General features: G+C 59.3%; 17 protein-coding genes. 14 read left to right on the top strand and 3 right to left on the bottom strand.

Going from position 1 to position 14,810, the window contains the following annotated elements:
• The first annotated feature begins 214 nt into the window (after positions 1–214).
• From eno to purN, 5 genes are all read left to right on the top strand, one after another.
• A complete protein-coding gene (gene eno, locus ACM62Q_RS11720) occupies positions 215–1,498 on the top strand; it encodes a phosphopyruvate hydratase (RefSeq protein WP_415036775.1) in 1,284 nt (427 codons plus the stop codon).
• Positions 1,499–1,507: 9 nt separating this feature from the next.
• Entirely contained in the window at positions 1,508–1,804 is a 297-nt protein-coding gene (ftsB, locus tag ACM62Q_RS11715) for a cell division protein FtsB (RefSeq protein WP_415036773.1), read from the top strand.
• Between the two features lie 157 nt (positions 1,805–1,961).
• Entirely contained in the window at positions 1,962–2,435 is a 474-nt protein-coding gene (locus tag ACM62Q_RS11710; protein WP_415036771.1) for a peroxiredoxin, read from the top strand.
• Complete coding sequence (locus ACM62Q_RS11705) at positions 2,432–2,929, top strand: FKBP-type peptidyl-prolyl cis-trans isomerase (protein WP_415036769.1); 498 nt, start codon at positions 2,432–2,434, stop codon at positions 2,927–2,929. The genes ACM62Q_RS11710 and ACM62Q_RS11705 overlap by 4 nt, the downstream gene beginning before the upstream one ends.
• A 69-nt stretch (positions 2,930–2,998) precedes the next feature.
• The gene (gene purN, locus ACM62Q_RS11700; protein ID WP_415036767.1) at positions 2,999–3,628 is read left to right on the top strand and encodes a phosphoribosylglycinamide formyltransferase; all 630 of its coding nucleotides are present in this window, start codon (positions 2,999–3,001) and stop codon (positions 3,626–3,628) included.
• Between the two features lie 84 nt (positions 3,629–3,712).
• On the opposite strand, the gene ettA is transcribed toward purN, so the two are convergent.
• Positions 3,713–5,380 (bottom strand): energy-dependent translational throttle protein EttA, encoded by a 1,668-nt coding sequence (gene ettA / locus ACM62Q_RS11695; protein WP_415036765.1) that lies wholly within the window; start codon positions 5,378–5,380, stop codon positions 3,713–3,715.
• Between the two features lie 123 nt (positions 5,381–5,503).
• Between ettA and ACM62Q_RS11690 the strand changes: the two genes are divergently transcribed.
• The 3 genes from ACM62Q_RS11690 to ACM62Q_RS11680 are packed head-to-tail and all read left to right on the top strand — an operon-like array spanning position 5,504 to position 8,965.
• The gene (locus ACM62Q_RS11690) at positions 5,504–6,913 is read left to right on the top strand and encodes an ATP-binding protein (RefSeq protein WP_415036763.1); all 1,410 of its coding nucleotides are present in this window, start codon (positions 5,504–5,506) and stop codon (positions 6,911–6,913) included.
• A complete protein-coding gene (locus ACM62Q_RS11685) occupies positions 6,903–7,577 on the top strand; it encodes a hypothetical protein (protein ID WP_415036761.1) in 675 nt (224 codons plus the stop codon). Before ACM62Q_RS11690 ends, ACM62Q_RS11685 begins: the two co-directional genes overlap by 11 nt.
• Complete coding sequence (locus ACM62Q_RS11680; RefSeq protein ID WP_415036759.1) at positions 7,574–8,965, top strand: sigma 54-interacting transcriptional regulator; 1,392 nt, start codon at positions 7,574–7,576, stop codon at positions 8,963–8,965. The genes ACM62Q_RS11685 and ACM62Q_RS11680 overlap by 4 nt, the downstream gene beginning before the upstream one ends.
• Before the next feature lie 132 nt (positions 8,966–9,097).
• On the opposite strand, the gene ACM62Q_RS11675 is transcribed toward ACM62Q_RS11680, so the two are convergent.
• Together ACM62Q_RS11675 and ACM62Q_RS11670 are read right to left on the bottom strand one after the other, a co-directional pair.
• Positions 9,098–9,469: a winged helix DNA-binding protein gene (locus ACM62Q_RS11675; protein WP_415036757.1), complete on the bottom strand. Its 372-nt coding sequence runs from the start codon at positions 9,467–9,469 to the stop codon at positions 9,098–9,100.
• Complete coding sequence (locus ACM62Q_RS11670; RefSeq protein WP_415036755.1) at positions 9,462–9,806, bottom strand: DUF6516 family protein; 345 nt, start codon at positions 9,804–9,806, stop codon at positions 9,462–9,464. Before ACM62Q_RS11670 ends, ACM62Q_RS11675 begins: the two co-directional genes overlap by 8 nt.
• A 230-nt stretch (positions 9,807–10,036) precedes the next feature.
• On the opposite strand from ACM62Q_RS11670, the gene ACM62Q_RS11665 reads away from it, so the two are divergent.
• The 6 genes from ACM62Q_RS11665 to pstB all read left to right on the top strand — a co-directional run.
• Positions 10,037–10,657, top strand: coding sequence for a cytochrome c oxidase subunit 3 family protein (locus ACM62Q_RS11665; RefSeq protein ID WP_415036753.1), 621 nt, complete (start codon positions 10,037–10,039; stop codon positions 10,655–10,657).
• A gap of 2 nt (positions 10,658–10,659) precedes the next feature.
• On the top strand, positions 10,660–10,944 hold the full coding sequence (locus ACM62Q_RS11660; protein ID WP_415036751.1) for a hypothetical protein: 285 nt from the start codon (positions 10,660–10,662) through the stop codon (positions 10,942–10,944).
• Between the two features lie 119 nt (positions 10,945–11,063).
• Positions 11,064–12,098 (top strand): phosphate ABC transporter substrate-binding protein PstS, encoded by a 1,035-nt coding sequence (pstS, locus tag ACM62Q_RS11655; RefSeq protein ID WP_415036749.1) that lies wholly within the window; start codon positions 11,064–11,066, stop codon positions 12,096–12,098.
• A gap of 184 nt (positions 12,099–12,282) precedes the next feature.
• Positions 12,283–13,236 (top strand): phosphate ABC transporter permease PstC, encoded by a 954-nt coding sequence (gene pstC, locus ACM62Q_RS11650; RefSeq protein WP_415036747.1) that lies wholly within the window; start codon positions 12,283–12,285, stop codon positions 13,234–13,236.
• A 10-nt stretch (positions 13,237–13,246) separates the two neighbouring features.
• Positions 13,247–14,089, top strand: coding sequence for a phosphate ABC transporter permease PstA (pstA, locus tag ACM62Q_RS11645; protein ID WP_415036745.1), 843 nt, complete (start codon positions 13,247–13,249; stop codon positions 14,087–14,089).
• Positions 14,090–14,121: 32 nt separating this feature from the next.
• A partial coding sequence (gene pstB, locus ACM62Q_RS11640; RefSeq protein ID WP_415036743.1) for a phosphate ABC transporter ATP-binding protein PstB occupies positions 14,122–14,810 on the top strand: 689 nt, incomplete at its 3' end.

Genomic DNA, 14,810 nt, shown 5'->3' with positions numbered 1-14,810 from the left:
GTCGGCATCTCCGGCCTGTTCATGGAAACCCATCCCTGCCCGGAAAAAGCCTTTTCCGACGGCCCGAATTCCTGGCCGCTGGCGCGCATGGAAAGCTTGCTGACGGCGTTGGTAGAGCTCGACAAGGCCAGCAAGGCGGCCGGTTTCGATGAAGAAAAACTTTAATGGTTTACTTTAATAAAATTCAATAACTTTTTGATTATAAGGAATAAATATGAGTTCTATCGTTGATGTCATCGCCCGCGAGATTCTCGATTCGCGCGGCAATCCCACGGTCGAGGCCGATGTGTTGCTCGAATCCGGCGTCATGGGCCGCGCCGCCGTGCCGTCCGGCGCTTCTACCGGTTCGCGCGAGGCGATCGAGCTGCGCGATGGCGACAAGAGCCGCTATCTCGGCAAGGGGGTGATGCAAGCGGTGGAAAACATCAACACCGAGATTTCCGAAGCCATCATCGGCCTGGATGCCCAGGAACAAGCCTTCATCGACCAGACCATGATCGATCTGGACGGTACCGACAACAAATCGCGTCTCGGGGCCAATGCCATTCTCGCCGTGTCCATGGCGGTGGCCAAGGCCGCCGCCGAGGAATCCGGCCTGCCGCTCTACCGCTATTTCGGCGGCATGGCGCCGATGCAGATGCCGGTGCCGATGATGAACATCATCAACGGCGGCGCGCACGCCAACAACAGCCTCGACATTCAGGAATTCATGGTGATGCCGGTGGGGGCCAATTCCTTCCGCGAAGCCATGCGCTGCGGTGCGGAAATTTTCCACGCCCTGAAAAAGCTGCTCGATAAAAAAGGCCACTCCACGGCGGTGGGCGACGAAGGTGGCTTTGCGCCGAATTTGGGCAGCCACGCCGAAGCGCTGGAAATCATCATGCAGGCGGTTGAGGCAGCCGGTTATGTTCCGGGGCAAGACGTGCTGCTGGCGCTCGATTGCGCCGCGTCCGAGTTCTACAAGGACGGCAAATACCATCTGTCCGGGGAAGGTCTGCAACTGACTTCCGAGCAATTTACCGACTATCTCGCCAATCTGGCCGACCAGTTCCCCATCGTCTCCATCGAGGACGGCATGGCCGAAGGCGACTGGGAGGGCTGGAAGCTTCTCACCGACCGCCTCGGCAAGCAGGTGCAGATCGTCGGTGATGACCTCTTCGTCACCAACACCCGCATCCTCAAGGAAGGCATCCAGAAGGGCATCGGCAATTCCATCCTGATCAAGATCAACCAGATCGGCACCTTGTCGGAAACCTTTGCCGCCATCGAAATGGCCAAGCGCGCCGGCTACACCGCCGTGATCTCGCATCGCTCCGGCGAAACCGAGGATTCCACCATCGCCGACATCGCCGTCGGTCTCAATGCCGGCCAGATCAAGACGGGTTCCTTGTCCCGTTCGGATCGCATCGCCAAGTACAACCAGTTGCTGCGTATCGAGGAAGATCTGGGCGATACCGCGTCCTATCCGGGCCGCGAGACTTTCTACAACCTGCGCTAAACCCTTTCCATGCGCTGGCTGAGCGCCGGCCTTCTGGCTCTGCTCGTCCTTCTCCAGTACCCCTTGTGGCTGGGGAAGGGCGGCTGGCTGAAAATATGGGAATACGGGCGGCAACTGGAAGCGCAGAAGGAAGAAACCCGTCAGCTGGAAATCCGCAATGCTGGCCTGGATGCCGAAGTGCGTGATTTGAAGCAGGGCTACGACGCCATCGAGGAACGCGCCCGTTTTGAGCTGGGCATGGTCAAGCAGGGTGAGGTTTTTGTGCAGATTCCGGATCGTCCGGCGAGTGCAGACAAACAGCCTTGAACGGGGAGGGTAAATCGGCCTAATCCCTTGTCATGTCTGGTGCGGCGGGTTTTTATGCTTCCGGTTTTGGGCCTCGGTTTTGTCACTGGTCAGCCCTCCGGTGCTCCGCTAGAATGGTTCTCAGAAATGCCACAGCAAGGTATTCAAGGAGAACAAAATGCGACTCAATGCAGGCGATGCGGCCCCCCAATTTTCCCTTCCCGATGCTGACCTGGAAATGGTCAGCCTCAGTGACTATGTCGGCAAACAACGGGTCGTGCTGATTTTTTATCCCAAGGATTGCACGCCGTGCTGTACCAAGCAGGTGACGGACTTTTCCGATCACGATGCCGATTTTGCCAAGCAAAACGCCGTCGTACTCGGCATCAACCGGGACGACAGCCAGAAACACCAGATTTTTCGGGAAAAGGAAGGCATCAGCCTTGCTTTGCTTTCTGACGCCGATGCCGCCGTGTGTACGCAATATGGCGTCTGGCAGGAAAAAGAAATCGATGAGCAGAAAAAATACGCTATCGTCCGTTCCACCTTTATCATCGATCGCCAGGGCATCATTCGCCAGGCGCTCTACAACGTCAATTACAAAGGCCATGCGGCCGAAGTGCTGAAACTACTCAAGGAACTCGACACATGAGCCAAGAAGTCGCCAAAAACCACATCATCACGCTCGATTATCACGTCACCGATCCGGACGGCGAGATTGTCGACGAAGGGCGCGAAGCGCTGGTCTACCTGCACGGCGGCTACGACGATATCTTCCCGAAAATCGAAGAAGCCTTGCACGGCAAAACCATCGGCGAATCGGTGCAGGTCAAGTTGCAGCCGGACGAAGGTTTTGGCGAGTACGACGCCGAAATGGTGCAGATCGAACCGCGCGCTGATTTTCCCAAGGAACTGCAAGTCGGCATGCAGTTTGAAGGCGGCCCGGAAGACGGTGATGACGACGATTTCATCATCTACCGCGTGACCGACATTGCCGATGACAAGGTCGTTCTCGACGGCAACCACCCGTTGGCCGGCATGGCCCTCGTCTTCACCTGCACGGTCACTGCCATCCGCCCCGCCAGCGCGGAAGAAATCGAGCAAGGGCATGCACAAAGCGAAGATGAGGACGACGAAGACGCGTGAGCGGGTGTTGTGCGGTAAATAACCGGTAAAAAATCAAATGCGCGCCAAGCCTTCATTCAAGATGAATCCATGAAGAACATTGTCATTCTTATTTCTGGTCGGGGCAGCAACATGGAGGCCTTGATCAAAGCACGTGAGCAAGGCGAATTGCCGGTCAATATTGCCGCGGTAATCAGCAACCAGGCCTCCGCCAAGGGTTTGGAAACTGCGGCGAACGCCGGTATTGCCACGCGGGTGCTGGCGCATGGCGATTTTCCTACGCGCGAAGCTTTCGATGCCGCATTGTGTGATGTCATCGATCCCTTTTCGCCGGATCTCGTGGTGCTCGCAGGCTTCATGCGGATTTTGACGCCGGCCTTCGTCAAGCACTACGAAAACCGCCTGTTCAACATCCACCCTTCGCTGTTGCCGGCGTTTCCGGGCTTGCACACCCACCGCCAAGCCTTGGCGGCCGGGGTGACGACCCATGGCTGTACCGTGCATTTCGTCACGGCTGAACTCGATCACGGCCCGATCGTGATTCAAGCCAGCGTACCGGTTTTGGCCGATGACGATGAGGCCCGTCTGGCCGCCCGCGTTCTGCACGAAGAACACCGAATTTACCCTCAAGCCGTGCGCTGGTTCGCTGAGGGGCGATTACAGGTGGTCAACGGCTTGGTGCAGGTCGCGGCGGCTGAGCCTGGGGCTCGGCAGGGCTAAAAAGTCAGCAAAAATTCAAATTTTTACTAACTATTTGCTGGCCCGGGCGGGTTGCCCGGATGAGTGGCCCGGGCGCAGCGCGACTTACCCCCGGCTGATCGGCTTGTAGCGAATCCGCTTCGGTTTTGCCCCTTCTTCGCCCAAACGCTTCTTCTTGTCTTCCTCGTATTCCTGGTAGTTGCCCGGGAAGAAGGTCCATTGTGAATCACCTTCGGCGGCCAGAATGTGGGTGCAGATGCGATCGAGAAACCAGCGGTCGTGGGAAATCACCAGGGCGCAGCCGGCAAATTCGAGCAGTGCGTCTTCCAGTGCGCGCAGGGTTTCGACGTCGAGGTCATTGGACGGTTCGTCCAGCAAGAGCACGTTGCCGCCGGTCATTAAAGTTTTGGCCAGGTGCAGGCGGCCGCGTTCGCCGCCGGAGAGCTTGCCGACCTGCTTGCCCTGGTCGCCGCCTTTGAAGTTGAAGCGGCCGATGTAGGCGCGGCTGGGCATTTCGAATTTGCCGATTTGCAAAACATCGCTGCCCTGGGCGAGCTCTTCGAATACCGTTTTGCTGCCATCCAGGCAATCGCGCGATTGGTCGACATAGGCCAGTTTCACTGTCTGGCCGATTTTCACCTCGCCGCTATCGGGGGCCTGCTGGCCGGTAATCATCTTGAACAGCGTCGATTTACCCGCGCCGTTCGGGCCGATGATGCCGACAATGGCACCCGGCGGAATAGTGAAATTGAGGTTGTCGATCAAGAGCTTGTCGCCAAAAGCCTTGGAGACGCCGTTGAATTCGATGACCTGGTCGCCTAGGCGCTCGCCGACGGGAATGAAAATTTCCTGGGTTTCGTTGCGCTTTTGGTATTCGTGGCTGGACATTTCCTCGAAGCGAGCGATGCGCGCCTTGGATTTGGCCTGGCGAGCCTTCGGGTTGGAACGCACCCATTCCAGTTCCTGCTTCATCGCCTTCATGCGGGCGGCTTCCTGCTTTTGTTCCTGCTCCAGGCGCGCTTCTTTTTGCTCCAGCCAGCTCGAGTAATTCCCCTTCCAGGGGATGCCTTCGCCGCGATCGAGCTCGAGAATCCATTCGGCAGCGTTATCGAGGAAGTAGCGGTCGTGGGTGACCGCGACCACGGTGCCGGGAAAACGCACGAGAAATTGCTCCAGCCACTCGACCGACTCGGCGTCGAGGTGGTTGGTCGGTTCGTCGAGCAAGAGCATGTCCGGCTTGGCGAGCAGGAGCTTGGCTAGCGCCACGCGGCGCTTTTCACCGCCCGAGAGGACGCCCACCTTGGCCTCCCAGGGCGGCAGGCGCAGCGCGTCGGCGGCGATTTCCATCTGGTGTTCGACATCGGCACCGCTGGTGGCAATAATGGCTTCCAGGCGCGCCTGCTCTTCGGCGAGTTTGTCGAAATCGGCATTTTCATCGGCGTAGGCGGCGTAAATTTCATCGAGTTTGGCCTGCGCCTGCATCACTTCACCCAGGGCCGATTCCACCTCTTCACGCACGGTTTTTTCCGCATCAAGCTGCGGTTCCTGCGCCAGATAACCGATGGAAATATTGGGCTGCCATTGCACCTCGCCATCGTATTCCTTATCCACTCCGGCCATGATCTTCAATACGGTCGATTTGCCCGCGCCGTTCAAGCCGAGCAGGCCAATTTTTGCCCCCGGGAAAAAAGAGAGCGAAATATCTTTGATGATCTGCCGCTTCGGCGGAACGATTTTGCTGACGCGCAGCATCGACATTACATATTGGGCCATGGGAATTTCCGAAAGCAAAGATAAACGCCCGAGTGTACGGGCTGGCAGGGGAAATGACCAGGGGGCAGTGCGGCGCTACAATGGCAGCCTGCGTTTCGCACACAGAGGTGCACGGATAGAAGCATGAAGCGAATTTCCTTTCTCCAGGGCATGTTGGTCGGTTTTGTGTTCATTGTTGCCCTGCTTGGCGGGGTGGCGATCAACGGCTGGCTGCTTTTGGAAAACCTGGTCGGCGAAAGCCGCGAAAACAGCGCGCTGGCGGTCGATTTAAGCGCGGCGATTCAAACCCTGAACGAGCGCAGTGTCGATGTGGAGCGTAGCGCCCGACAGTATCTGGTGCTGGGCGACAATGATTTGCACCGGCGTTTTCAGGGTTATCTGGAAGAATCTTACGAACAGCTTGGGCGCATCGAAACCCTGGCGGCCCCTGGGCTGGGTGAGGTGCCGGCGCAGTGGCGCAGCGTGGCGGGCAAAATCAGCCGCAAGTTGGCGCGCCATAACGAGCGGGCAGAAGAAGACGTGGTCGTGCTGCTCGATCGTCTGGGCAGCCTCAATAATCAGGTGGCGCAGGCGGGGCAGCGCTGGATCGATAGCGAAAATACCCGTCTCATCCACGAACTGGAGCGGCATCGCATCCAGTTGGGGGTCAAACTGGCGATTGCCTTGATCGGCGCGCTCAGCATTGCGCTGGGCATGGGCTGGTGGTTGCTGCGTCCGGTGCGCCAGCTGGACAGGGCGATCCGCCGCCTGGGGGCGCGCCGTTTTGCCGAGGAAATCAACGTGGGCGGGCCGATCGACTTACGTCGCCTGGGGCAGCGCCTGGATTGGCTGCGCCAGCATTTGGCCGAACTGGAAAGCGACCGGCAAAAAACCTTGCGTCATGTTTCACACGAACTCAAAACGCCGCTCACGGCCTTGAAAGAAGGTGCGGCGCTGCTCGCCGAGGAGGTGCCGGGGCCGCTTTCGCCCGGTCAGCGGGAGGTGGTTGAGATCATGACGCACAATGTGCAGGGCTTGCAGGGGCGCATTGAAAGCCTGCTCGGCCTGAATGCAGCCATTTTCGATGCGCGCCAGCTCAGCATGCAGTTGGTCGATGCCGGGCAGCTGTTGCGCGAGGTGGCCGAACGCCACGAACTACGCGCCCAGGCCCGACAAATTCACCTCGTGCAACAGATCGAGCCGGGCGAGGTGCGCCTCGACCCCGGCAAAATGGCGCTGATTCTCGATAATCTGCTGGCCAATGCCATTGATTTCAGCCCGCCGGGCGCGGACATCGTGCTTGCTGCGCGCCGGGTGAGCGGGGCCTGGTATTTCGATTGCATCGATGCCGGCTGCGGCGTGGCCCCGGACGATAGCGAACGAATTTTTCAACCCTTCGTGCAAGGGCGTCTGAAAGCCCCGGTGGAGCGGCGCGGCAGCGGTGTCGGTCTGTCCATCGTGCGTGAATTGGTAAACGCCATGGGGGGCAGGGTGGATTTACTGGCGTGCGCGCAGGGCGCACATTTTCGAGTTGAGATTCCTGATGCAAATTGAATTAAACGTCTTGCCGGACAAGCGCCGGTTGTGGCCTGTTGTTATCGCGCTGACCCTGGCGGCCTGTTCTGGCATCGCGCCACAACCCCCAACCCCCGCCCCCGCGCCGGCTGCGCCGCCGCTGCCGGCGGCTGCACCGGCCCCGGTGCTGGACGAAAAATCGGTGGTTCCCGCTGTGGTTTTGCCTGCCGCCACGCGCCATGCTCTGATCGCCGCGCTGGCGTATCGGCAGGGTTTGCACGCCATGTCGGCGAATGAGCTGACGCGCGAGCGCAACCAACTGGCCTCCCAGCTCGCATCCCAACCCGGCAATCCGGAAAACCAGATGCGCCTGGCGCTTCTGTACGCCCAAACCTACGCGCAGGCCCACCCGCAAACGCGCACCCCGACGGGGGACCCGGCCAAGGCGCTGGCGCTTGCAGATGCCTTACTCAAATCGACAGCGCCGGCGGCCGTCGCCTTGCATCCGCTGGCCGCCTTGCTCGTCGAACAACTGGCTGAGCGCGTGCGCCTGGAAGGGCAGAACGAACGCCAGCAAGTGCAAGGTAAAGAGCAGCAGCGCAAAATTCACGATTTACAAGAAAAACTGGAGCGCCTGGCCAACATCGAGCGCAGTCTGCCGGCACGCGCGCCGCAGCCGCCACCCACGGGAAAACAGCCATGAGCGCCCTCACTGCAGCCCCCGGTACACTACGCTCGGACGCCCATATTCTTGTCATCGACGACGACGAAGACATTCTGCGTCTGCTCACCATGCGTCTGAAAGCCTCCGGTTTTCGTGTCAGCGCCGCTGCCTCGGTGGAAGAAGGCTTGACCCTGATCGCCGTCGACCCGCCGCGCGTGGTGGTGAGCGACATCCGCCTGCCCGGGCGCGATGGTTTGTCGCTCTTTGAAGAATTGCGCACCACACATCCTGGCCTGCCGGTCATCTTGCTCACCGCCCACGGCACCATTCCCGATGCAGTCGATGCCACCTCGCGCGGTGTTTTCGGCTATCTGACCAAACCTTTCGACAGCCAGGTTTTGCTCGCCAAAATCAATCAAGCCTTGGCCCTGTCTAACGCACCGCGCGCCGAAAACAGCGTGGCCGGCGAACAAAAATGGGCCGACGGCGTGGTCTACCGCAGCGCCCGCATGGCGCAACTGATGAGCGAAGCACGCATGGTGGCGGCTTCCGATGCCAGTGTTTTGATCCGCGGCGAAAGCGGCAGCGGCAAAGAAGTTCTGGCGCGCGCCATTCATCAGGCCAGCCCGCGCGCCAACAAGCCCTTCATCGCTATCAACTGCGGTGCCATTCCCGAAGCTTTGCTCGAATCCGAACTGTTCGGCCACGCGCGCGGCGCTTTTACCGGTGCCGCTACCGCCCGGCAAGGCCTGGTGCAGGCGGCAGACGGCGGCACACTCTTTCTCGATGAAATCGGCGACATGCCCTTGCCTTTGCAGGTCAAATTGCTGCGCGTCTTGCAGGAGCGCGCGGTGCGTCCGGTCGGTGCGACGCAATCAGAAAAGGTCGATGTGCGCTTCATTTCCGCCACCCACCGCGATCTGGAAGCCGCCATGCGCAGCGGCGAATTCCGCGAAGACCTCTACTACCGGCTGGATGTGGTTTCCCTCACCCTGCCGCGCCTGGACGAGCGGCGCGAAGATATTCCCCTGCTTGCGACGCATTTTTTACGCCAGCTCGCCGAAAAATACGCCCGCCCCTTCACCGGCTTCGCCCCGGAGGCGCTGGAAGTGCTGGCCACCGCCAAATGGCCAGGCAATGTGCGCCAGTTGTTCAACGTCGTCGAACAAAGTTGCGCGCTCAGTTCCACGCCCTTGATCCCGGTGAGCCTCGTGCAACGGGCGCTCCGCGCTCCGCGCATGGAAGCTCTGAGTTATGCCGATGCCAAACAGCGTTTCGAACGCGACTACCTGGTCAGCCTCCTGAAACTCACCGACGGCAACGTCGCCGACGCCGCCCGCATCGCCGACCGCAACCGCACCGAACTCTACCGCCTCCTGCAAAAATACGAACTCACCCCGGCCATGTTCCGCCAGGGGGAAGAGTAGGGGGAGGTAAGCGCGTTTTGGGCCAAAATCTCGCCTCTTTCTGTCTCCGTAAACTGAAAAACCCCACCCCTTTGTGAGGGGAGGGGTTGGATGGGTTTGTCCTGCCCGGCGCGGGTGGCGCTGGGATGGTGGTTAGACGAGCGTGAACGAAACATTCACGGCATCGACCACCACTTCAGGGCGCAGAGGCTTTCGGCCCTTGGGTGTATCGCCTTCCACTAGACGCACCACCCCATACTGCTCAAGCGTCCTGAGTGTTCGCGACAAGTTTGACGCCTTGCGTTGCGTCAGTTTCTCAAGCTCCGCAATCGACTGTGGATGCTCCTCGGCTATCACCTTCAGCAAGTAGCGGTTCTCCTCGGAAAACACATTCGCCGCAGCCTTCAGCGAGGTAAACCAAAGCTTCGGTGCATTCGGCCCGGCCTTAATTTTTCCGCTGGCCACCGCCAGCGTCCAGCGCTTCATTTCCTCGTAAGGGGCAATCCCGATATTTAGCTTAGTCATCGCTCGACTCCTTCAACACTCTATCCACTTCCAGCCAAAAATCCGCCAGCAGCTTTTCCGGCGACTCGTACGCATAGCATCGCCCCAGGTCGCTTGACGAGCGATGCCAGTGATCGAACTGCTCTTGCTTGCCGGCGCGGTGCGCATTATCGAACCCCAGTACCCGGCTCCCGCGCCGATCATGTAAGGTGAGCGAATAGTTCACACCGTGCGGAACAGCCTCGCTCTTCGGTACCACCCTGGCGACAAACTTGACCCAAAAGCCAAGCCGCTCGTCGACGACCATGGTCACGCCGTCGAGGCTCAACAGACAATCCCATCCGATTTCAGTAGTCATGACATATCACCTGGGTGATAAGTATAGAGGTGACTATCTGCCTCGGGCAAGTAGACTCGTCCCGGTTGGCGAGTTTGCATTCCTGGAATTTGCAGGTCTTCCGGGGGCTGATCAATCGGCTGCAAGCGGCCAGTTTTTTCGCCCATTCTTGCTCCTGAGTTGATGCGAGCTAAGGAAAGCGTCGTTTGCAGAAGCCATAATGGCTCATTCTGGTTTGCTGAAGGCCTGTGATGGATAGTGCGCAATCCGCATCGCTGCCGCCGCTTATGCCGTGCGATGCTTCGCCGGTGGCGGGGAAGGGGCGTATCCCCGGCAATAAGGGGATTTGGGTCGGTATTTGCTGTGAATTCGTGGAATTTCTGCTTTTGTTCGCTGTGTATTTCGTTGCGCGGGCGAATTTTCCGCAGGAATTTACGGCAAGCGCCGGGCGTTTGCATCTGTGGTCGGGGATCTGGATTACCGTGGCCATGGTGAGCAGCAGTTTCAGTATCGCGGCCTCTGTGATCATGATTCGCAACGGCCGGCGGCGGGCGTCGATTGCTTGTCTGGTGCTGGGTTTGTTGATTGCCTTGTCTTACCCGGTGCTGAAATTCTTTGAAATCCAGTGGAATCTTGCGCACGGCATCAATGGCGAGGCGGGGATTTTCTTTACCGTTTATTACTACCTCACCATCAACCACATGGTGCATGCCTTTTGGGGCATTCTCGGGATTTTATGGGTGCTGACCCGCCATGGTTTTGGGATTTATACCCCGGAAAATCATGATGGTTTAGAAGCCTTGGCTTCGTACTGGCACGCCACCGACCTCATCTGGCTGGTGATTTTTCCCTTCTTCTACGTTCTGGTGTGATCATGAGTGCAAGCCACGCTCCCCATCAATCCACGCTGCGTACGCTGTTTTTCGCTTGGTTGGGCTTGTTGCTGCTGACCGGCGTTTCCGTCTGGATCGGCCGTGAATTTCATGCCCAGGCCGGCTTGCAACCCTTGGTGGCGGCAGTGCTATGGCTGAAATCTTGGCTTGTGCTGCGCTATTTTCTCGAAGGGCGCACCATCCACCTTTTCTTTCGCCGCGTTTTGCACATTTTCATTGCCATTACTCCGATTTGCCTGGTGGTGTTCGGGATGTGGCACGAGTAATTCAAAAAAATCATTCAAAAAAAGTCATTCAAAAAAACCGCAAAAAAGCTTGCTGTCATCTGCCCGTAACAAAGCGCCCCTAAAGTGGCGCCTGTTCATTCAACAACCAAGGAGCAGAAATGCTGCAAGCGCGTGTTTTTCGTAATGGTTTTCTGGCGGTGACGCTGGCTTTCGGCGCGGCTGCCCAGGCAGCGGACATCACTGGAGCAGGGGCTTCCTTTCCGGCGCCGGTTTATGCCAAGTGGGCGGATGCCTATCAGAAGGCGACGGGCAACAAGGTGAATTACCAGTCGATCGGTTCCGGCGGCGGCATCAAGCAGATCAACGCCAGGACGGTGGATTTCGGGGCGTCCGACATGCCGTTGAAGCAGGAAGTGCTGGACAAGGATGGCCTCGTCCAGTTTCCGACGGTGATCGGTGGCGTGGTGCCGGTGGTCAATGTGGTGGGGATCAAGCCGGGCGATTTGCGCCTGACCGGCGAAGTCATCGCCGACATCTATCTGGGCAAGATCAGCAAGTGGAACGACAAGGCGATTGCCGAGTTGAATCCGAATGCCAAGCTGCCCTCCGACGACATCGCCGTGGTGCGCCGGGCCGATGGTTCGGGCACCACCTTCATCTTCACCAACTATCTGTCCAAGATCAGCGCCGACTGGAAGAGCAAGGTGGGCGAGGGTACGGCCGTGCAGTGGCCGACCGGTATGGGCGGCAAGGGCAATGAGGGCGTGGCGGCCTTTTTGCAGCGCATCCCGAATTCGATCGGCTATGTCGAATATGCCTACGCCAAGCAGAACCATCTGGCCTGGACCTGGCTGAAGAACCCGGCCGGCGAATTCGTCCGCCCGACTGACGAAAACTTCAAGGCTGCTGCTGCCGGGGCGGATTGGAGCAAATCTGCCTTTGGCGAGATTCTCACGGCGCAGGCCGGCAAGAACACCTGGCCGATCAGCGGTGCGACCTTCATCCTGATGCACAGGGTACAGAACAAGCCGGCGCAGGCTGCCGAAGTGCTGAAATTCTTCGAGTGGTCGTACAAAAACGGGGCCAAGTTGGCGGCCGAGCTCGACTACGTGCCGCTGCCGGATAACCTGGTGCAGCAGGTTACGGCTTCCTGGGGCGGTATCAAAGACGCTTCCGGCAAGGCGGTCAAATAAGCGGCGAGATAATCGGCAGCGCAATGGGGGCAAGCGCCTTCGGTGGTACGGCCGGAGGTGCTTGCCTTGCCGCGGCAGCGTGCCGCGGTAGGCCCCAAAACCAGCGCCCCAAACTCAATCTCACGCAACGTCAATGCCACGCAAACTCAATGCCACGCAACGTCAATCGAAACGGACAACCGTCATGAGTCAAATAAAAGCCAAGGGTCAATTGGCGGATCTCCTGTTTTTCAATCTGACGCGCACGGTCGCCTTCATTACCCTGGCCCTTCTGGGCGGGATCGTGATTTCGCTGACCTGGAGCGCTTGGCCGTCGATCGAGAAATTCGGCCTCGGCTTTCTGACCCGTTCCGCCTGGAACCCGCCGGCCGACGATTTCGGCGCGCTGGTGCCCATCTACGGCACCATCGTGACCTCGATCATCGCCCTGGCCATCGCCCTGCCGATCAGTTTCGGCATCGCCCTCTTTCTGACCGAAATGGCCCCGACCTGGCTGCGCCGCCCGCTCGGCATTGCCATTGAATTGCTGGCGGGGATTCCCAGCATCGTGTACGGGATCTGGGGCTTGCTCGTCTTCGCGCCTTTCTTCGGCCAGCACGTGCAACCCCTCATTGCCAAGACGCTGGGCAAACTGCCGCTGGTGGGCAGCCTGTTTTCCGGCCCATCGCTTGGCATCGGCATTCTGGCCGCCGGCATCATTCTGGCGATCATGATCATCCCCTTCATCGCGTCCGTCATGCGCGACGTGTTCGAACTGGTGCCGGCCATGCTCAAGGAATCCTGCTACGGCCTGGGGGGGACCACCTGGGAAACCGTCAGCAAGGTGGTGCTGCCCTATACGCGGGTCGGTGTGATCGGTGGCGTCATGCTCGGCCTGGGCCGCGCGCTGGGCGAGACGATGGCGGTGACTTTCGTCATCGGCAATGCCAGCCTGCTGGGCAATTTCTCGCTCTTCATGCCCGGCAACAGCATCACCTCGGCGCTGGCCAACGAATTCGCCGAAGCCACGCCGGGTTTGTACACGGCAGCCCTGGTCGAACTTGGCCTGATCCTTTTCTTCATCACCTTCGTCGTGCTCTCCCTGTCCAAACTGCTGCTCCTGTCCCTGGAAAAGCAGAGTGGCGGCAGCGCGCGCTGAGGAGCCGGTTATGCATCTGAAAACCCGTCGCAAAGCCACCAACGTCATCGCCCTGGGCCTGTCGCTGGGGGCCATGGCCTTTGGCCTGTTCTGGCTGATCTGGATACTCTGGATGGTCTTTGAACAGGGCATAGGCGCCCTGAGCTTCGATCTCTTGGTGCACGACACGCCCGCCCCGGGGAATGCCGGGGGCTTGCGCAACGCGATCTTCGGTAGTGCGCTCATGGTCGGCCTGGCCATGCTGATGGCGACGCCGGTCGCCATTTTGGCCGGCATCTATCTCGCCGAATATGGCCGGCGCACCGTGCTGGGGCAGGTGACGCGCTTTGTCAATGACATCTTGCTCTCGGCACCATCCATCGTCATCGGCCTCTTTGTGTATGCCATTTACGTCGCCCAGGTCGGCAAGTTTTCCGGTTTGTCCGGCGCGCTGGCTTTGGCGCTGCTGGTCGTTCCGGTGGTGGTACGCACCACCGAGGACATGCTGATCTTGGTGCCCAATACCCTGCGCGAAGCAGCGTTTGCGCTGGGCGCCCCGAAGTGGCGAGTGATCCTCATGGTCACTTTGCGCTCGGCCAAAACCGGCGTCATGACCGGCATCCTGCTCGCGCTGGCGCGCATTTCCGGCGAAACCGCGCCGCTGTTGTTCACTGCGCTGTCCAACCAATTCTGGAGCACCGACCTGTCCGAACCCATGGCCAACCTGCCGGTGACCATCTTCAAGTATGCGATGAGCCCCTTCGCCGACTGGCAGCAACTCGCCTGGGCCGGCGTGTTCATCATCACGATGGGCGTGCTCTTCCTCAACATCCTGGCGCGCGTCGTTTTCCGCCAGCCGTCGGCCCATCACTGAATCATCGATCCACACATAGAGAACCCAAGACAATGCCTGTCGAACTTTCCGTTCAGAATCAGACCCCTGAAATCAAGATCCGCAATCTCAATTTCTACTACGGCAAAGCCATTGCGCTGAAGAACATCAACCTCGATATCTACAAGGGCAAGGTCACCGCCTTCATCGGCCCATCGGGCTGCGGCAAATCGACCTTGCTGCGTGCGATCAACCGCATGTACGACCTCTACCCCGGCCAGTACGCCGAGGGTGAATTGTTCGTTGGCGGCAAGAACATCCTGGAAAAAGGCGTCGATACCATCGAGCTGCGCGCCAAGGTCGGCATGGTGTTCCAGAAGCCGACACCGTTTCCCATGTCCATCTACGAAAACATCGCCTTTGGCGTGCGCATGCACGAAAAACTGACGCGCAACGAGATGGATGACCGCATCGAGTGGGCGCTGACCAAGGCGGCCTTGTGGAACGAAGTCAAGGACAAGCTGAACAAACCCGGTACCAGCCTCTCCGGCGGCCAGCAGCAGCGGCTGTGCATCGCGCGCGGGGTGGCGGTGAAACCGCAGGTGCTGCTGCTCGATGAACCGACTTCGGCGCTCGACCCGATTTCAACCATGCGCATCGAAGACCTGATCCACGAACTCAAGCGCGAATTCACCATCGCCATCGTCACCCACAACATGCAGCAGGCGGCGCGGGTGTCGGATTACACGGCTTACATGTACCT

The sequence above is a fragment of the Azonexus sp. genome (assembly GCF_047638095.1).
Classification (GTDB): domain Bacteria; phylum Pseudomonadota; class Gammaproteobacteria; order Burkholderiales; family Rhodocyclaceae; genus Azonexus.
This window is presented reverse-complemented; position numbering and strand designations above follow the sequence as displayed.